The sequence below is a fragment of the Burkholderia semiarida genome (assembly GCF_029268935.1).
Lineage (GTDB): Bacteria > Pseudomonadota > Gammaproteobacteria > Burkholderiales > Burkholderiaceae > Burkholderia > Burkholderia semiarida.
In genome coordinates, this window is record NZ_JAHLCL010000005.1 from 418,068 (window position 1) to 435,541 (window position 17,474).

Here is a 17,474-nt window from a genome sequence, read left to right on the forward strand (position 1 = left end):
ACTGTACGGGGAACGGCACGATGGAAATCCTCAGACGTCCGCACGGCGTGCGGCGCTGCCGCACGCGCACCACCGCCGTCGCGATCGGCACGTTGGCGGCCACGCTCGCCTGCCAGCACGCCCACGCGCTCGAAAACGACGGCCCGATCACGCCGTTCGGCGTATTCGATTTCGGCGCGGGCATCACGCCGCCGCCCACGCCGAACGGCACGCTCGCCACCCGCTTCGCGTACTACTCGACCCGCACGATCCGCAACGGCGGCAACGCCGACTTCTCGCTGACGGTCGCGTCCTGGAGCCTCGCATACATCCGGATGACGAACGCGAAACTGTTCGGCGCGAACGTCGGCTTCGGTGCGGTCGTGCCGTTCCTGAACCTGAACGGGCACGTGAACGTACCGACGCCGGCCGGCACGCTCGCGATGTCGGCCGATCCGACCAACATCGGCGACGCGGACTTCCAGCCGCTGATCCTCGCATGGACCTCGCCGAACCTGTTCGTCAACGTCGCCCTGCAAGTGCAGGCGCCGACGGGCGCGTATCGCGCCACCCGCCTCTTCAATCCCGGCGTCAACCACTGGACCTTCTCGCCCATCATCGGCGCGACGTACATCACCGATAGCGGATTCGAAATCTCGACCAGCATCGAGATCGATCAGAACACGACGAACCGCGCAACCAACTATCGCAGCGGCACCGGGTTCCGCCAGGAATTCGCGCTCGGCCAGCACATCGGCCCGTTCACGGCGGGGTTGGGCGGCTACATCGAGCGGCAGTTGAGCAACGACCACGGCCCGAACGTCGACGGCAACCGTGCGCGCGTGAATGCGCTGGGCCCGGCGATCAGCTACGTCGAGCCGGGCAAGCCCGCGGTCTGGCTGCATGCGTACAAGGAATTCGGCGCGCAGAACCGCGCGCAGGGTTACCAGGTCGCGCTGCGTGCCGCGCTGTCGTTCTGATGTTCCGATTCGGGAGCCGTCGATGAATCCGCTTTCCTCAACGCAATCCGCGCCCGCCTATACGCATACCGCCCGACAGGCCGGTACCCGCCAGGGCGCCGTACTGCTGCTCGGCAGCAGTCTCACCGTGATGGGCGCGGTCATGATCGCACCGATCCTGCCGAAACTCGCGGCGGAATTCGTGCCGGCCGACCCGCGGCTGGCCGCGCTCGTCCCGCTCGTCGCGACCGGCCCCGCGCTCGCGATCGCGCTGTGCGCGCCGCTCGCCGGCTGGCTGGCCGATCGCGTCGGACGCAAGACGTTGCTGTTGCTCGCGACGCTCGTGTATGGGCTCGTCGGCGCGGCGCCGGCATGGCTCGACAGCCTCGTCGCGATCCTTGTGTGCCGGCTCGCGCTCGGCGCGGCGGAAGCGTGCGTGATGACCTGCTGCACGACGCTGATCGGCGATTACTGGCATGGCGAACAACGGGTGCGCTACGTGAACCGGCAGGTCGTCACGATCGGGATCGTGGGAACGGTGTTCTTCGTGCTCGGCGGCGCGGCCGGCGAGCACGCGTGGCGCTATCCGTTCTATCTGTACCTGTTGCCGATCCTGCTCGTGCCGGCGATTGCGACCGTGCTGTGGGAACCGCTGCGCGACGGCCTGCCCGCCGAACCGGCCGACAGCGACACGCCGCCGGCCGGCAACCGGCTCGCGCCGACGCTCGCGGTCGGCTACGGACTGATCTGCATCGGCATGGTCAGTTCGTTCGTGGTGCCGGTGCAGATGCCGCAGTTGATGGTCGACATCGGTCAGCGCTCGTCGACGATGATCGGTGCGGTCGCGGGCGTCGGCCTGCTGTCGACGCTGGCCGGTTCGATCGCGTGGCCCTGGTTGCGCGATGCGCTCGGCCGCCGCTTCGTCAACGTCGTGCTGCTGGCGCTGCTCGCGGCGGGCCTGTTCTTGCTGGCCCGCGCGCATACGGTGCCGGCCATCGTCGTGGCGGTCGTAATTCACGGCTTCGGCGGCGGCATGCTGGTGCCCAATGCGATTCTGCCGCTGATGCGCACGCTGTCGCTCGCGATGCGCGGCCGCGGCCTCGGCGGTTTCACGGCCGCGCTCTATCTGGGCCAGTTCGTCAGCCCGCTCGTCGTGCTGGGCTGTGCGCAGGCATTCGGCGGGTTGCGCGCGGCGGTGTGCGCGATTGCGTCGGGCACGGCCGTCGCCGCATTGTCGTGGTTGTTGCCGGCGCTTCGCCGTCGCGACGACGCATGACCCATTCACGTTTTCCCGTTCCCGAACCCTAGACCCATGAAAGATTTTCAGACGCTCATCGCCACGCACGACGGCATCGCCCTCGCGGCGCTCGTCCGTGCAAAAGAAGTACGGCCGACCGAATTGCTGGACGCCGTGCTTGCCAGTCTCGATACGCTCGACCCCGCGCTGAATGCCGTGGCGGAACGACTCGACGACCCGGCGAGACAGGCCGCGTCGTCCGTCACCGGGCACGAAAGCGTGCTCGCCGGCGTCCCGACGCTGATCAAGGACCTGTTCATGCCCGTGCGCGGCGCGCGGATGTCGAACGGATCGTTTTTGTTCGGCGACTACCGGCCGGACTTCGACGGCGAACTCGTGGCCCGTCTGCGGCGGGCCGGCATACCGATCGCGGGAACCTCGTTGTCGCCGGAACTGGGCACGTCGTATTGCACGTCGTCGGCGCGTTTCGGCGTCACGCGCAATCCGTGGCATCCGCACGTGAGCGCCGGCGGTTCGAGCGGCGCCGCGGCGGCGCTCGTCGCCGCCCGCGTGCTGCCGTTCGCGCACGGCAACGACGGCGGCGGCTCGCTGCGGGTGCCCGCGTCCTGCTGCGGCGTATTCGGGCTGAAGCCCACGCGTGGCCGAACGCCGAATGGCCCGATGATCGGCGAGGGATGGGCCGGCATGGGCATCAATCACGCGATCACGCGCTCGGTCCGCGACAGCGCCGCGCTACTGGACCTGACCGCCGGCGCCGATATCGGCGCGCCCTATGCGTCGCCGCACCAGGCCGACACGTTTCTCGCGGCCACGCAGCGCGATCCGCGGCCGCTGAGAATCGCCGTGATCGAGCAGGCGCCGCCGTGGCCGCTTCATCCGGCATGCCGGGCCGCACTGGACCATACCGTCGCGTTGCTGCGCTCGCTCGGACATGACGTCGAACCGCTCGACAGTCCCGTCGAGTCGGCCGCATTCTATGGCCACGTGTTCACGATCATCGGCGCGCAAACGCGCGCGCTGCTCGACACGATCGGCGCTCAGCGAAACGCGCCGGTACGCGGCGACGAAATCGAGGCGCGCACCCGCATCATCCTGCGCGAAAAGGGCAACGTGAGCGGCGCCGAATACGCAAGCGCGGTCGACTGGATCCATGCGTTGGGCAGGACGTTCGGCCGGTTGATGGAACGCTACGACGTGTTGCTGACGCCGACGCTCGCGATGCCGCCGCTCGCGCCAGCCGCCCTCGCGACGGTGGACGACGCGCAATCGCTGAGCGACGTCATCGATCGGTCGCATCGGTTTTCGCCGTTCACCGCGTGGTTCAACGCGACCGGCCAGCCCGCGATGTCGGTGCCGCTTTATTGGGACGAACAAGGTTTGCCGATCGGCAGCCAGTTCGCGGGGGCATTCGGCGCGGAGTCGCTGCTGTTCTCGCTCGCCGCTCAGCTCGAACGCGCCGCGCCGTGGGCCGATCGAGCCCCGCCGGTGTGCGTCGGGCTGTCGGGCGCGTGACCGGCTCGGTGGCGAGCGACAGGTGCGCGGCAGCCGGGTTTGAGCCTCGCGTGCGACGATCATCGGTGGTCGAAGCAGCCGGTGTGCCAGCCGCGGCCGAGCGTAGCGTCGCGCGAACGCGCTACCGCCCCACCGGCGGCGGCGGCCGTGCCGGAATCCGTGCCAGGGCGGGCTCGACTGATCCGGATGAATCCGGGCCGCCCGCGAGGGCGGCCATCGCCGTGCCCGGCGACATACACACGTTGACATCGGAATCGATCGGTCCATATAATGAATCAAACTTCAGACACCGCATCGTTTGCGAAACCGATCAATGGCAAATCCCGCTGGCGTGGGCCGTCCCCGCGAATTCGAACTTGGCGATGCCGCGCGCGACGCGATGGACGTTTTCTGGGATCGCGGCTATGAAGGCGCGTCCCTGCCCGACCTGATCGCCGGCACCGGCCTGTCGCGCGGCAGCCTGTACAAGGCGTTCGGCGACAAGAAGGCGCTGCTGCTGGCGGCGCTCGATCTGTATATGGCCGACGGGCTCAAGGCGACCGCGGACATCCTGTCGCAACCGGGCCCCGTGAAGAATGCGATTCGCGACTCGCTGCTGCGCTATGCGCGGCTCTCCGTCGGCGAGGCAGGCCGGCGGGGATGTCTCGCCGTCGCGATGACCACCGAACTGGCCGCGCGCGACGCCGATGTCGCGGAACGCACGGGGCGCCTGTTCCGGCGCCTGCAGCAACTCTATGCGGGCGCGATCGTCCGCGGCCAGGCGAGCGGCGAGATCCCCGAGCAGGACGAACAGGTGCTGGCACGTTTGCTCGTCTGCCAGATCGAGGGCATGCGCGTGCTGGGGAAAACCGGCGTGGCCGAAAGCGACATGCTCGCGCTGGTCGACCGCACGATGCGCATCCTCGACTGATATTTTTTTACCCAATTTGGAACCGAATGGTTCCGTATGGAGAGCCGTCCATGTCACGGAATGACCCCGTATCACCCGACCCGCGTCGCTGGGCCATGTTTTCGGTTCTGCTCGTCGGCGCGTTCCTGCCGCCGCTGGATTTCTTCATCGTCAACGTCGCACTGCCGTCGATTCGCGCGGAACTGGGCGCCTCGTCGTCGGCCGAGCAACTCGTCATTTCGTCGTATGCGGGCCTGTACGCGGTGACGCTGATCACCGGCGGGCGATTGGGCGACCTGTTCGGCCGCGGCCGCGTGTTTTTTCTCGGGTTGATCGGCTTTGCGATCGCCTCGACGCTGTGCGGTCTCGCGAATTCGCCGTGGACGCTCATCGTCGGTCGCGCGTTGCAGGGCGTGACGGCCGCGATCATGGCGCCGCAGGCGCTCGCTTCGATCCAGGCGATCTTCCCCGAATCGGAAAAGCCGCTCGCGCTCAGCTTGTACGGCGCGGTGTTCGGCCTCGCCGCCGTGGTCGGGCAGGCGCTCGGCGGGATTCTGATCTCGCTGAATCTGTTGAATCTGGGTTGGCGCACGATCTTCCTCGTCAACCTGCCGCTGGCGATTCTGGTCGTCCTGTTCGGGATTCCGCTGTTGAAGGAAACGCGTGCGCAGCATGCGCGCAAGCTCGACCTCGGCGGCACCGCGCTGTCGATGCTGACGCTGGGCGCGCTGATCGTGCCGCTGATCGAGGGGCGCGAAGCAGGCTGGCCCGTATGGGCATGGGCGTCGCTGCTCGCGGTGCCGGCCCTCGCGTGGTGCTTCTGGCGCTACGAGCGCCGGCTGGGCAGCCGCGGCGGCGCACCGCTGCTCGACCCGGCCGCGCTGCGCGCACCGGGGTTGGGCCGCGCGTTGCTGATCGCGCTGGTGCTGTATTCGATCGGCGCGTTCTTCCTGCTGTTCTCGGTGTACCTGCAGAATGCGTTGCACGTCGACGCGCTGAGCGCGGGCCTCGTGTTCTTGCCGTTCGGCGTGGGGTTCCTGCTCGGCCCGTTGTCGACGCCTTTCTGTGCACGTGTCATCGGCGCTTACGTCAATCCGTTCGGCATCAGCCTGGAGATCGTCGGGCTCGTCGGCCTCGCAGGGTTGATCGATGCCACGCCGGTCGGGATGCCGCTCGCTGCCGCGCCGCTCGCCGCCGCTCTCTTCGTCATCGGTTTCGGACAGGGCCTCGCGCTTCCGACGCTGATGCGCATGGTAACCGGGCGCGTTGCACCGGCGCTGTCCGGCATGATCGCCGGCATCGCCAGTTCGACGCTGCAGGTCAGCACGTCGCTCAGCGTGGCGATCATCGGCGGCATTTTTTATGCGACGCTCGGCACGCACCAGGATCCGGCGTCCATCGCGCACGCGTTCATCGTCGCACTCCTGTCGATCTCGTTTTTCCTCGCTGTCGGCGCCGCGCTGGGCATCTCGCTCGCACGCGCGCCCGCCGCGCACACGTCGATGCGGGCTGCTCCCCGGCCGGCATTCAGCGCCGAACGCGAACGGCCGTAGTCGCCCGTCGTCGCACGTATCGGCACTCATCGCTGTGGCAGTCCGACCTGGAGGTTCCGCATGTATTTCGTCGTTTCCTATCGCCGAGCCGCGGGCACGCGGTTCGATTCACGTTACTACGTCGAGCAACACATTCCACTCGTGGAAAAATCCTGGAAACCGTACGGGCTCGAATACGTCGACGCTTTCTTTCCGGCACGTGAGGATAGCGAACTGATCGTCGTGGCGATCTGCCGCTTCACGGATCGAGCCGCGCTGGACGCCGCGTTCGCATCCGCGCGGACGGCAGACGTCATGGCCGACATCGATGCGTTCACCGACATCGAACCCGATCGGCACATCGCGGACGTGTTCTCGCCGGTGCCGTAACGGCGATCGCGCGCTTCCGTGCATCGGTTCTGCCGGCACCATCGGTCACTTGTCCGATAGCGCCGCGAACGACCGGGTGTCAGGATAGGCAACCGTCACGCGAATACACTGACCGGGAGGATGACTGCAATGTCGGTACGTCAGATCTTCATCGTCGAATTGGCGAGCGGCCTGCCCCGTGCATTCGGCGTGCTCGCCGTCGTGACTGGCCTGTTTCGGATCGGCATCGCGGTGCGTCGCGGAAAGCACGCGGGCGCGCCGTCGCGAACGATCTCATGTGGGGCGCGAACGGCGCTGGCCGGCGCGCTGCTTTCGTGCGAAGCCGTCGGTGCCGTCTACTTCGCGATCGCGGCGTTGGGGTACGGTTGGGCCGACACCGACGCAACGGCCACGACTCGGCGGAAACGGGCGAACGACTGGCTGACTTGAACGGCGCAACCGCCGTTTTCGACACGCGGGATAAACCATCGGACGAGCGGGCTTCAAAGGCCGCACCGGCCGGGCCGTCTGTCCGCGCAAACACACGCAAGCGTCCGCATCGCGGATCGCGTCAGAGCAGCCCCAGCGTCGATGCCTTGAGGGTCGCCGCGGCGCGTGTCGAACATTCGAGCTTGCGAAACGCCTTCTCGACATGGGTGCGCACCGTGCTCGGACTCATCGCGAGCGCCTGCGCGACCTGCTTGTTGCTCGCGCCGCGGGAGATCGCCCGCAGGACGTCGATTTCCCGCGCGGACAGGCGCGGGCCGGCGGACGACGGGCGCGTGGCGGCACGCCGGAGCGTGGGCGCGCCGCCCGTCACGAGCGCGGCCACCACTTCGCCGCATAGCCGGCCGCACGCCGCTTCTTCCTGCAACTGGCCGGCGGCGGCCGCATCGCTCAGCGCCGCGCGCCACGGACGCGCCGAGCGCAACGCGACCCACGCGAGCGACGCCGCCAGCACACGCGCTTCCAGCGTCAGCGCCGCATCGCGCGCGCCGCGAAAATAGCCCGAACCGTCCTGCCGCTCGTAGGCATAGGACGCAAGCACCGCGGCTTCGCCGAGCGCGCCGGTCTGCCTGCCGGCGCGCTCGGTCCAGTACGGCACGAGTCGCACCTTTTCCCACGCGCTCGCGGGCAGCCGCGTCGGCAGATTCCACACGTCGTTCGGCACCGCGGCCCTGCCGATGCCATGAATCAGCCCGGCGCGGTACACGCGTTCGCGCGCGGCCTCGTCGGACGAGAGCCGGCCGTAACAGGCGGCCGCCGTCGCGGCGACCGACCGCGAAAAGCCCGTCATCCACGGCAGTTTCAGATCGATGACGTCCGCAATCAATTCGGCGGACGTCGCGCCCTGCATGTCCGGCGTGGCCAATGCGGCGTCCAGGTCGGCGGGCGCCATGTGTTCGAGCGCCGCCAGCCAGCGCGATGCGTCGCGCGCAGCCGTCTCGACGAGCACGGCCGGATAGCATGACCCCGCGCGTTGGCCGATCAATTCGAGGGCCCGTTCGATGCCGTACGTGCGGCTGAACACGTCGAGGTCGCCCGCCAGCGCGACGATTGACACGGCGGGCGGCACCTGTTCGCGCGCGAGCCGCGCGGGCAGCCCGTTGCCGTCCCAGGTTTCGAAAATGTGCCGCAGCGCGGTTTCCGTTGCGCTGGACAGACCGAGTATTCGCGCGACCTCGCCCGAGACTTCGCAATGAATCTGCGCGAGCGGGATCAGCGCGACACCCGCGCCGCCGATCGCTTCGGCCATGCCGGGCCGGCTTTCGAGCATCGCGGCGCGGATCGCGACGTCGTCGCCGAATACCTGCGCGAAGCCCGCCGCGTTCGCCGTGCAGCCCGACCAGCGCAACAGCGCCACCTCGCGAGCCGTGTCGCACACCGATGCGTCGAATCGTGCTGCGTGCGCGAGCTGGGCGGCCAGCCAGCCGGTGCGCGGCGAATGGTCGGTCGGTTGGCCCATGCTGAGATCGCCGATGAAGGCCAGCGCGCGTACGGCGTCGACTATGCGCAGCGGGGCGTGACGGGCTTCGGCGTCGGACATTGGGCAGGTGGAGACATTCGCGAGGGCGGGAAAACGATCATACGCGACGGTGTGGCGGCGTGCATGCGCTCGCACGTCGGCGGCTCGCCGCGGCGAGCCCGGCACGATGTTCGCCCGTATCGGTGCAAACAACCGGCAGCGGACTTCACTATCGGACATCTGACCGATGGCGGCGGGCCCTGGCGATTGCGATACTCGGCGCACTGGAGATCCGGTCGGCGCCGCATCTGCGTGGTGCAAACCCTGCATGCCGGCCGGAACGACGATTCAATGTACGAAGGAGTGCAAATGGCTGACCGCTACCCCGAATTTCATCCCCCTGCCGACGAACCATGGCTGAAACGGTACTACTTTTCCAGGGCGGTGTTCTCGCTGATCTGGGTCGCGCTGGCGTTTTCCGTCGGCCGGCAAAGCGCGGCCGGCGCGGCGGTCCTGCTGATCGTTTATCCGGCCTGGGATGCGCTCGCCAATTTCGTCGACCTTTCTCGCAGCGGCGGGATGGCGGCAAACCGCACGCAGGCGGTAAACGTCGCGATCAGCGCCGTCACGACACTGGCGGTATTTCCCGCGTTGAATGCGGGCCTGCCCACGGTACTCGCGGTGTTCGGCGTGTGGGCGATTCTCTCCGGCGCGCTGCAACTCGGCACCGCCGTGCGGCGCTGGAAGCATGCCGGCGCACAGTGGGTGATGATCCTCAGCGGTGCGCAATCGGCGCTGGCCGGGGTGTTCTTCATTATCCAAAGCCACGCGCCGATGCCGCTCGCGATCGTGAAGATCGCGGGATACGCGGGAGTCGGTGCGCTTTATTTTCTGATATCCGCGATTTGGTTGCAGGTGCGGGGGATGCGGCGCAGTGTGTCGTGAGCCGGCGGTCGAAAGGAAGATGTCGTTCCACAGGTCGGCATCGCTGTGCCTGCGGTCGAGGCCACGCGTTGTGGAAAGCATGGGCTCCTGCGGATGATCGGAGTGGTGAAAAACGGAGCTTATTTCGCAGCCGCGTGCAGGCCCCGACACAGCAGGACCTGCACGTAGCTGCGAACGGCAGTCGTGGCCGACGCGAACGGGTCTGAACGCCCCGGAACGGTCAGCCGGTTCGCTCGGGGAGCGGTCGCTCATGTGGCAAAGCCGACGGCTTTGACCCGCGCGTTAGCCGCGACGTACGCAATCGGAACGTAACAACGAAAACCGCAGGAGATCGTGATAGGCACCATGCCAATACCCGGCTTGACGCTGATCCCCTTCCCGGACAAAGCCGAGCGTCTCCAGCACTTGTATAGAGGATGCGTTCTCAGGGTGAACCTGGGCTTCGATACGGTTTATCTGCATCATGTCGAAACCGTAATCGATCGCGGCAGAAAGCGCTTCGTTCATGTACCCCTTGCCACGCGCAAACGTAGCTAGCTCATAGCCAACGGCGCAGCTTCGCCAATTTCGATTCCATCGGAAGAGGCCACACGTACCAAGTAAAAGGCCGTCCGAAAGTCTCTCGATGGCCCAACGGACGCCGGAGCCACTGCGCCGCCAGTCGGCAAATACCTGAATCAACTTGTCGGCCTCTCCTATTTCGGTCATCGGATCGGTACCGAACCAGCGCATACCCTCAGCGTCGCCATGTACCGCGAACAGCGACGGCGCGTCGCTCGGCAAAAGCTCCCGCAATGACAGCCGGGAAGTTGTCAGCGTTGGAAATGTGCCTTTCGTTTCGCTTCCATTGACGGACACCAGCGCCCCCTGTGTCGATGTTTCACTTGGTTTCAATAGATTGTCGCCGATTCAGTCTCGCCGATCCAATGTCCGGTATTGGCTGCGGATTCAGCCCGACGCGGTGGGCTATAGTCGACCCGATGCAGTCTCGCAATTCTCCACAAAGCAGACGAACGTCTGGTCCAGCTTTATGCGACATTGCGTCGATACCATAGGAAAACTCAAGTAGGCCCGTTGCGTTGTTCCCTTAGTCAATAAGGTCGCCAGCCATTGAGCACGACATCGTATGAACTGGCCAGCGATGCTCGCGATGTCATCGAGTCGTTTGGATTCGTTGATGAATATCCTAAAAATACTCATAAGATCATGAGTGTTTGAGTTCAGAGTTTGGCTGAAGGTGAATCTGAAGAAAATCGGTGAATACAGTACGCAGATACTCAAGGGACGAATATTATACGCTGGCTTCATATGCAGCCATCTCTGCCTGGATGCTGTCGTCGACCGCGTGAATTAGTGACTCGATCTCCGGGAGCTTCTTGAGAAGAGATTCATAGTCGTAGCTTTTTAGTGACATTGGAAACCGCGATTTTAATTCACCATGAAATTTTGAAATATTGGGGCGATAGAATTTCAGATCGGTGTGCGCAAACTGCTCCTTCCGAAGACGGAGAAGTTCGCTGTGAAGATCTCTCATTGTTGCGGGAACATGTCGGGTCGAAAGGTGATGTCTATTAATTTTTTTCCCTTCGTTTCCTGAGAATGGCCGTGCATAAGTCACTGCGATGTCACGGAGCAGGGGATACTGAGCATCGGCTCGCTTGTGGCGCCGAAGAACCTTAATTGTGTGAACGGCCGTATCGAGGTCGATAGCGTAGAGGCGGAGGAAACAATATTGCTCGAACTTGAACGCGTCCATGTGCCCTCCCAGGGTTGTTGGGCGGAAAGCTTCGACCGCTATCGCCGCTCGGCGGTTAAGTTCGGCGCCCGACTAATTCGCCATCACGCGACAGCGCGGTCGATTGTCGGCGATCCAGGCACTAATGTCGAACGGCTTAACCTGGTCGAAAGGCCGACGGTCGGCCGCCGTCCTGCAACACGCGACCGTCACCGATCGACCCGAGCGGACAATTACGACCACCCTGAACGGAGCTTCAATTCAGGGCTCGTCACCGCGCGTCGAATGTATGACTACTGGAGCGCTCGGTAGCCTTGATTCAGCAATCGCTGACATACCCAGGCGCTGCCATGTCGGGCACTGTAGATGTTCTTTGCCACGAAGAGTATCAAAGCCGCAATCAAAAGGGCCGGATGGCCAAAGGAACAAAGGAGACCGGAGGCGGCATCGACAGCGGCCATCCGCCCTCCTTGAACAACCAACCTTTCGGAGTATGCCCAGATTATGCCGAATATCAGGGCAGACCAGTTGAAACCGAGCTTCACGCGCCGCTCCGGCATTGTGGGATGGATCATTAAGATTGATGGCATCGTAGAAAGGGAATTGATTGCGGTGATATGTCGATTATCGTCCTTGCAACGAGGTTCTTTAGACGTCCAGTAGCGAATGACTCAATACTTGATCTCACTGTCGACTGGCCGCCCGTGGCCGAACGCGGCCGACCACGGCGCAGCGACGCGCAGTCCTTGCAGGACGAGCGTAATCGATCATCAGTCGACCGATTACTATCGGCGGGTACTACGAAACATGACAACCCCATGGAGACCGACCTCGGCAAGGTCGATCTCCAGTTGCTTGGCCGATGCGACGTCCCTCACTGCGACCACTACCTCATGCCCGGCGAGACATTGATCGACCGCATGCTTTGCCTCCGCAAGACTTACGGGCGAATGTTGACGAATCAACCGTATCGCTTGAACCTTGTTCCCCCCGGCAGACCATCGCATGAGTCGAATCTGCGACTCTTCATAACCATTAGTGTCCCCGCATGCGCGGTAGGCGCGGATCGACTCGGCAATTGGCCTGTGATAGCTGATGGAGGTGGCTTGGCCATCAGCTCGACTGACAAATAATGGCGCATTCCCCGCCAGGCGATCTCTCATGTCGCCTGACTCAAGGAAGCGCGATGATTGATAGTAGAAGACCCAGCCAACATCGAACTCTTGAGTGTATTCGTCGATAACAACCGCGTCGCAGCCTTCCCCAACTGTCTTGGTGATGGCACGTTGGGCGACTTCCTTTGCTTGCTCGGCTGTGAGTTCCATCAGTCGTTAGTGTGGTGGAGTGTACGATCCGTCAGAGTTCGGCAGCGGGAAGCAGCCGCTCGGCGTTGGAGAGCACAAAGCGTGTAGACCTTTCGCGCTAGTGTGAACCAAATCACCGCGAGAAAAACCATGGACCGGTCGACGCCCCCGGCTCGACCCACATCCCTACCGGCTCCGCAACGCCTGAGCCAGCGCATCCCCCGCAGCCAGAATGTGCGCGGACAAAACTGCACACGCTGCGTCCACATCCCCCTCGCGTATCGCCCGAACGATGTTCCGATGCTCGTCGTTCGAGCGATCCTGCCACTCAAGTTGCTGCCACGTCGCATACAGATGCCGCGAGCTTGCCCGATGCATGTCGCCAATCGCGTCGATGAGCCGCGGCATCCCGCACCGCGCGGTCAATGCGCGATGAAACCTCAGATTCAGCGTCCCCAGCACGGCTATGCCACGCGCCGCCGCCTCCTGATCGAGGATCGCATCGAGTTCCTCCAGCGCCCCTGCGTCGAGAGCGGGAATCGCCTCGCGCAGCGCCAGCGCCTCGAAGGCAGCGCGCATCTTGGCCATTTCAAGTACGTCCGCCGGCTCGAGCGGCGCCGCCCGCACGCCTCGTCGCGGTTCCACCACGGCCAACCCCTGCGCTTCCAGCCGTCTGAACGCCTCGCGTACCGGCACATGGCTCGCGCCGAATTCAGCGGCGATGTGATCCTGACGCAGCCACTCCCCCGGCGCGATGGCACCCGAAATGATGCGGTCCGCCAATGCGGCAGCGATCCGGTCGGCCAGCGAGCGATCCTCCTTGACTTCGAAATTCATCCCGACCACCATGCATATATTATCTATTAAATTGTAACAAAATCGGAGGCCCGATGCGCCACCACCGCCCTGCCCGTCTGCGGCACATCGCCGGAATCGGCGTCGATCGCATGGGTTCGATCGCCGATCATGCCGACGTCGACCTTCTGCGACTCGAAAATCTCGATACCGACATTCCGCCTACTGCGGAGGCACTCGCTTTTACCCACGCGGCAATCCAGCGAGACTCGGCCAACTCCTATTTGCCATTCGTCGGTCAGGATCGGCTGCGCGCGAGCGCTGCCGCCCACGTGTCGGCGCTTTCGGGGCGGCACTTCACGGCCGACCAGGTGGTGGTGTCGGCGGGCGGACTCTCCGGCATTCTGAACACGCTGCTCGCCACCGTCGAGATCGGCGACGAAGTCATCGTCACCGATCCGACGTACGCGGGTCTGCTGAATCGCGTCCGCCTTGCGGGCGGCGTACCTCGGCAAGTACCGTTCGCCTTCACGCCGGGCGGCGAATGGAAGCTGGACCAGGCCGCGCTGCGCGCAGCGATCGGCCCGAAAACGCGAGCCATGCTGCTGATGTCTCCGTCAATGCCGTCGGGCGGTTTCTTCGATGCGTCCGACTGGCAACTGATCGCGAGCCTGTGTGTGCAGAACGATCTGCTGTTGATCCTCGACAGTGCGATGGAACGGCTGCTCTTCGATGGACGCACGGTCATCCATCCCGCGGGCCTGCCCGGCATGGCAGAGCGCACGGTCACGGTCGGCGCGGCGTCGAAAGAGTTGCGCATGATTGGCTGGCGGGTAGGCTGGATCGTCGCGCCGGAATGGCTGATTCCCGACCTCGTGGCGGTGTCGCTCGCCAATGTCGTGGTACCGGTCGGCATTGCCCAGGAGGCTGCGGCGGTTGCGCTCGAACATTCCGCATCCGATCTGCCTGGCTACGTGAGCGAACTCGAGAGACGGCGGGATACGGTCGCCGCCGAACTGTCGGGGCTCCCGTTCGGCATGCCGGCGGGCGGCTGGTCGATGCTGCTGCGCGTCTCCGACTTCGGCCTGACTGGATCGCGAATGTCGGAGCGGTTGCTGAACCACGGTGTATGTGCAACGGCCATGACCGGATGGGGCGTTGCGCACGGCGACGCGTATGTCCGTTTCGTGTTCGCGAACGAACCGGTCGAGCGCTTGCGCACGCTCGGGAACAAGGTGCGCTTCGCACTGGAGGGCGCATGACGGCGCCCACGAGAAAGCTGCGTAGTGCACCGAGCGTCCCTGGCGGAAGGTATCCGGAATTCCGTGTGTGACGGTCGAGGGATCTCACACGAGATCCTGTTTTTTTTGCGAAAGTACCGCGCGTAACAATCCACGTTGCGTGATGCATCCGGCGCCGGGGCGGTGCGATGTCCCAACCCGGGCCGGACGTAACGTCGGGCGAACGCCCTACCGCCCCACCGGCGGCCGCAGAATATCGCGCGGAATCGACGCGATCAGCACGCAACTGACCAGCAGGCAGGCGCCCAGCGCATAGGTACCGTTGTTGATGTTGCCGGTCATTTGCTTGGCGACGCCGGTGATCATCGACCCCGTGAAGCCGGACAGGTTGCCCACCGAGTTGATCAGCGCAATGCCGGCGGCCGCGGCCGTGCCGGACAGAATCTGCCCCGGAAAGGTCCAGTAGATCGGCATCAGCGCGAGAATGCCGCAGGTGGCGATGGTCAGCAATACGATCGATAGCGCCACGTTCTGCGCGAACGCCGCGCTCAGGATCAGGAAGACGCCGCCGATCAGCGCGGGAATCGCCGCATGCAGGCGGCGTTCGCCGGTCTTGCGCGAGTGCGATGCGTTCCACACCATCGCGAAGATGGCCGTCAGATACGGAATGGCCGTCAGCACTCCGATATGCAGTGGACTGTGCACGCCCGACGCGCGGATGATCGACGGCAGCCAGAAAGCCAGCCCGTAGAAGCCGGTATTGAACGTCAGCAGGATGAAGGTGAGCAGCCAGACGCGCGGGCTACGCAGCGCGGCGCCGATGCTGTGCGACTTGTGCACGGCCTCGGATTCGAGGTTGCGCGACAGCACCGCCTTTTCGTCAGCGGACAGCCACTTCGCCGACTGCGGGCCGTCGCCCAGGCAGGCCAGCACGATGAACGCCACCACGATCGACGGCAACCCTTCGAGCAGCAGCATCCATTGCCAGCCGCTCATGCCCGACAGGCCGTGCGTCTGCTCCATCAGCCAGCCGGACACCACGCTGCCCAGCGTCAGGCTCAGCGGGATCGCGACCAGGAAACCCGACATCGCCACGCTCTGGCGCCGCGCCGGGAACCAGTAGTTCATGTACAGGATGACGCCCGGGAAAAATCCCGCTTCGCACAGCCCCAGCAGGAAGCGCAGCGTGTAGAACATCGTGGTCGTCTGCACGTGGAAGAACTGCGCGAGCGGCACGATGAAGGCCATCGACGACGACACGATGCCCCACGTGATCATGATCCGCGCGATCCAGAAGCGTGCGCCGTAGCGGTGCAGCAGCAGATTGCTGGGCATCTCGAACAGGAAATAGCCCCAGAAGAAGATGCTGGCGCCGAGCGCGTAGACGCCGTCGCTCAGGCTCAGGTCGTCGAGCATCTGCAGCTTCGCGAAACCCACGTTGACGCGGTCCAGGTAGGCCACGACGTAGCAGAGCAGCAGCAACGGCAGGATGCGCCGCATGACCTTGCGGTACAGCGCGTCCTCGGACGAATCGGCCGCGGCCGGTGCGGCAGCGGCCTGCGTTAGGGATGGCATCGGTCTGTCTCCAGTTTGTGTAGGTCTTCTTCGTACCGGCGAGTGCGTTTGACGCATTGATGTTACCGATAACATTCCGTGGCAAAAAAAAGCCGACGAGGCGACGGGAGCGATCGGCAAGCTGATACCGGTAACAAATTCGAAGGTAGCACGCGGCGATACGCACGTACAAGTGCCGCCGAACGCGTGGTTTCCCTAGTACGGGCATGGCGGCGACATGCACGCGTGGGCTGGCCTGCACGGTATGCCGCACCGGTATGATGTAGCTTTTCCAGCCTTCTCCCGACCGCGATTCCGATGCCCAGTCCTACCGCCGTCCGGCCCGCCGGGCCGCCCCGCATGTCCGACGTAGCGCGCCTTGCCGGCGTATCGAAGATGACGGTGTCGCGCGTGCTCGCCGGCCACAGCGTGGCCGCAGAGACGCGCGCACGGGTCTGCGAGGCGATCGACCAGCTCGGCTACGTGGCCGACGCGGCCGCCGGTGCGCTGTCGTCGGGGCGGTCGGAATTCGTCGCGGTGCTGGTGCCGTCGCTGTCGAGCTCCAACTTCTCGGATACCGTGCGCGGCCTGACCGATGCGCTCGAGCCGCATGGCCTTCAGTTGCTGCTCGGCGACACCGACTACGACCTGGAACGCGAAGAGCGGCTGGTGCGCTCGATGCTGAGGCACCAGCCGCGCTGCATCGCGCTGACGGGGTCGCAGCACACCGATGCGACGCGCAAGGTATTGGAGCGCTCGGCGATTCCCGTGGTCGAGATGTGGGACCTGCCCACGCACCCGATCGACACCGCCGTAGGCTTCTCGAACGTGCGCGCCGCCCGTGCGATGGTGCGCCACCTGGCCGAGCGCGGGTACCGGCGCATCGGCTTTCTGGTCGGCGCCAGCGAACTGGATCGCCGCGGCCTCGACCGGCTCAAGGGATACCAGGCGGAGATCAAGGCGTTGGGGCTGGGCGAGCCGCGCGTCGTGCGGCTGGGCGAATCGCCGATCACGATGAGCCACGGCGGGCCCGCGATGGCGGCCCTGCTGGAGCGATGGCCGGATACCGATGCGGTGATGTGCGTGAGCGACATGTCGGCGTTCGGCGCGATCATGGAATGTCACCGGCGCGGGCTCGCCGTGCCGGCCGACATCGCCGTGGCCGGCTTCGGGAATTTCGAAGTGGCGACATGCTGCCACCCGACGATCACCACGGTGTCGGTCGACGCGTACGGCATCGGGCGGCGCACGGGCGAAGCGTTGCTGGCGGCGTTGCAGGCGCGCGACGGCGGCGCGCCGACCGAGTCGAAAAGCATCCGGATCGACTACACGATCATCCCGCGGGAAAGCGCCTGACCGGCCGACGGCCGGGCGCGTGCCGACACGCGGCATGCGCGGCTTCGCACCGATCCCCTGCCCCATACCTTCGCGACGCG

16 protein-coding genes are annotated in these 17,474 nt (G+C 65.1%); 10 read left to right on the plus strand and 6 right to left on the minus strand.

The genetic code is table 11. The features are described from left to right. Positions 1-20 precede the first annotated feature (20 nt). The 7 genes from KPB06_RS08780 to KPB06_RS08810 all read left to right on the plus strand — a co-directional run bounded on the left by KPB06_RS08780 (position 21) and on the right by KPB06_RS08810 (position 6,948). On the plus strand, positions 21-959 hold the full coding sequence (locus KPB06_RS08780; RefSeq protein WP_059577898.1) for a SphA family protein: 939 nt from the start codon (positions 21-23) through the stop codon (positions 957-959). Between the two features lie 22 nt (positions 960-981). After that, the gene (locus tag KPB06_RS08785) at positions 982-2,214 is read left to right on the plus strand and encodes an MFS transporter (protein WP_275905342.1); all 1,233 of its coding nucleotides are present in this window, start codon (positions 982-984) and stop codon (positions 2,212-2,214) included. A 36-nt stretch (positions 2,215-2,250) separates the two neighbouring features. Then, a complete protein-coding gene (locus KPB06_RS08790) occupies positions 2,251-3,708 on the plus strand; it encodes an amidase (protein WP_059577893.1) in 1,458 nt (485 codons plus the stop codon). Between the two features lie 313 nt (positions 3,709-4,021). Further along, entirely contained in the window at positions 4,022-4,618 is a 597-nt protein-coding gene (locus KPB06_RS08795) for a TetR/AcrR family transcriptional regulator (protein WP_104013406.1), read from the plus strand. A 50-nt stretch (positions 4,619-4,668) separates the two neighbouring features. Beyond that, the gene (locus KPB06_RS08800) at positions 4,669-6,150 is read left to right on the plus strand and encodes an MFS transporter (RefSeq protein ID WP_059577887.1); all 1,482 of its coding nucleotides are present in this window, start codon (positions 4,669-4,671) and stop codon (positions 6,148-6,150) included. Positions 6,151-6,210: 60 nt separating this feature from the next. After that, a complete protein-coding gene (locus KPB06_RS08805) occupies positions 6,211-6,519 on the plus strand; it encodes an EthD family reductase (RefSeq protein WP_059577884.1) in 309 nt (102 codons plus the stop codon). 129 nt (positions 6,520-6,648) lie between these two features. Further along, the gene (locus KPB06_RS08810) at positions 6,649-6,948 is read left to right on the plus strand and encodes a hypothetical protein (protein WP_059577882.1); all 300 of its coding nucleotides are present in this window, start codon (positions 6,649-6,651) and stop codon (positions 6,946-6,948) included. A gap of 121 nt (positions 6,949-7,069) precedes the next feature. On the opposite strand, the gene KPB06_RS08815 is transcribed toward KPB06_RS08810, so the two are convergent. Then, positions 7,070-8,545: an HD domain-containing phosphohydrolase gene (locus tag KPB06_RS08815; protein ID WP_059577879.1), complete on the minus strand. Its 1,476-nt coding sequence runs from the start codon at positions 8,543-8,545 to the stop codon at positions 7,070-7,072. 288 nt (positions 8,546-8,833) lie between these two features. Between KPB06_RS08815 and KPB06_RS08820 the strand changes: the two genes are divergently transcribed. Continuing rightward, positions 8,834-9,409 (plus strand): DUF308 domain-containing protein, encoded by a 576-nt coding sequence (locus KPB06_RS08820; protein WP_059577877.1) that lies wholly within the window; start codon positions 8,834-8,836, stop codon positions 9,407-9,409. Between the two features lie 282 nt (positions 9,410-9,691). On the opposite strand, the gene KPB06_RS08825 is transcribed toward KPB06_RS08820, so the two are convergent. From KPB06_RS08825 to KPB06_RS08840, 4 genes are all read right to left on the minus strand, one after another. Beyond that, positions 9,692-10,267, minus strand: coding sequence for a GNAT family N-acetyltransferase (locus KPB06_RS08825; RefSeq protein ID WP_059577874.1), 576 nt, complete (start codon positions 10,265-10,267; stop codon positions 9,692-9,694). Positions 10,268-10,700: 433 nt separating this feature from the next. Then, complete coding sequence (locus KPB06_RS08830; protein WP_143328782.1) at positions 10,701-11,165, minus strand: hypothetical protein; 465 nt, start codon at positions 11,163-11,165, stop codon at positions 10,701-10,703. A gap of 764 nt (positions 11,166-11,929) precedes the next feature. After that, positions 11,930-12,469, minus strand: a complete 540-nt coding sequence (locus KPB06_RS08835; RefSeq protein ID WP_059577870.1) for a YrhB domain-containing protein — start codon at positions 12,467-12,469, stop codon at positions 11,930-11,932. Positions 12,470-12,634: 165 nt separating this feature from the next. Then, a complete protein-coding gene (locus tag KPB06_RS08840; protein WP_226094207.1) occupies positions 12,635-13,285 on the minus strand; it encodes a GntR family transcriptional regulator in 651 nt (216 codons plus the stop codon). Between the two features lie 53 nt (positions 13,286-13,338). Here KPB06_RS08840 and KPB06_RS08845 point away from each other — a divergent pair, with 53 nt between their 5' ends. Continuing rightward, positions 13,339-14,505 (plus strand): pyridoxal phosphate-dependent aminotransferase, encoded by a 1,167-nt coding sequence (locus KPB06_RS08845; protein ID WP_059577865.1) that lies wholly within the window; start codon positions 13,339-13,341, stop codon positions 14,503-14,505. 207 nt (positions 14,506-14,712) lie between these two features. Here KPB06_RS08845 and KPB06_RS08850 read toward each other — a convergent pair whose 3' ends face one another. After that, positions 14,713-16,059, minus strand: coding sequence for an MFS transporter (locus tag KPB06_RS08850; protein WP_059577862.1), 1,347 nt, complete (start codon positions 16,057-16,059; stop codon positions 14,713-14,715). 297 nt (positions 16,060-16,356) lie between these two features. Between KPB06_RS08850 and KPB06_RS08855 the strand changes: the two genes are divergently transcribed. Next, a complete protein-coding gene (locus tag KPB06_RS08855) occupies positions 16,357-17,394 on the plus strand; it encodes a LacI family DNA-binding transcriptional regulator (RefSeq protein WP_226224284.1) in 1,038 nt (345 codons plus the stop codon). Positions 17,395-17,474: the final 80 nt, after the last annotated feature.

Coding starts and splice junctions, on each gene's coding strand:
- KPB06_RS08780 (WP_059577898.1), top strand. CDS start 21: ATGGAAATCCTCAGACGTCCGCACGGCGTGCGGCGCTGCCGCACGCGC.
- KPB06_RS08785 (WP_275905342.1), top strand. CDS start 982: ATGAATCCGCTTTCCTCAACGCAATCCGCGCCCGCCTATACGCATACC.
- KPB06_RS08790 (WP_059577893.1), top strand. CDS start 2,251: ATGAAAGATTTTCAGACGCTCATCGCCACGCACGACGGCATCGCCCTC.
- KPB06_RS08795 (WP_104013406.1), top strand. CDS start 4,022: ATGGCAAATCCCGCTGGCGTGGGCCGTCCCCGCGAATTCGAACTTGGC.
- KPB06_RS08800 (WP_059577887.1), top strand. CDS start 4,669: ATGTCACGGAATGACCCCGTATCACCCGACCCGCGTCGCTGGGCCATG.
- KPB06_RS08805 (WP_059577884.1), top strand. CDS start 6,211: ATGTATTTCGTCGTTTCCTATCGCCGAGCCGCGGGCACGCGGTTCGAT.
- KPB06_RS08810 (WP_059577882.1), top strand. CDS start 6,649: ATGTCGGTACGTCAGATCTTCATCGTCGAATTGGCGAGCGGCCTGCCC.
- KPB06_RS08815 (WP_059577879.1), bottom strand. CDS start 8,545: ATGTCCGACGCCGAAGCCCGTCACGCCCCGCTGCGCATAGTCGACGCC.
- KPB06_RS08820 (WP_059577877.1), top strand. CDS start 8,834: ATGGCTGACCGCTACCCCGAATTTCATCCCCCTGCCGACGAACCATGG.
- KPB06_RS08830 (WP_143328782.1), bottom strand. CDS start 11,165: ATGGACGCGTTCAAGTTCGAGCAATATTGTTTCCTCCGCCTCTACGCT.
- KPB06_RS08835 (WP_059577870.1), bottom strand. CDS start 12,469: ATGGAACTCACAGCCGAGCAAGCAAAGGAAGTCGCCCAACGTGCCATC.
- KPB06_RS08840 (WP_226094207.1), bottom strand. CDS start 13,285: ATGAATTTCGAAGTCAAGGAGGATCGCTCGCTGGCCGACCGGATCGCT.
- KPB06_RS08845 (WP_059577865.1), top strand. CDS start 13,339: ATGCGCCACCACCGCCCTGCCCGTCTGCGGCACATCGCCGGAATCGGC.
- KPB06_RS08850 (WP_059577862.1), bottom strand. CDS start 16,059: ATGCCATCCCTAACGCAGGCCGCTGCCGCACCGGCCGCGGCCGATTCG.
- KPB06_RS08855 (WP_226224284.1), top strand. CDS start 16,357: ATGCCCAGTCCTACCGCCGTCCGGCCCGCCGGGCCGCCCCGCATGTCC.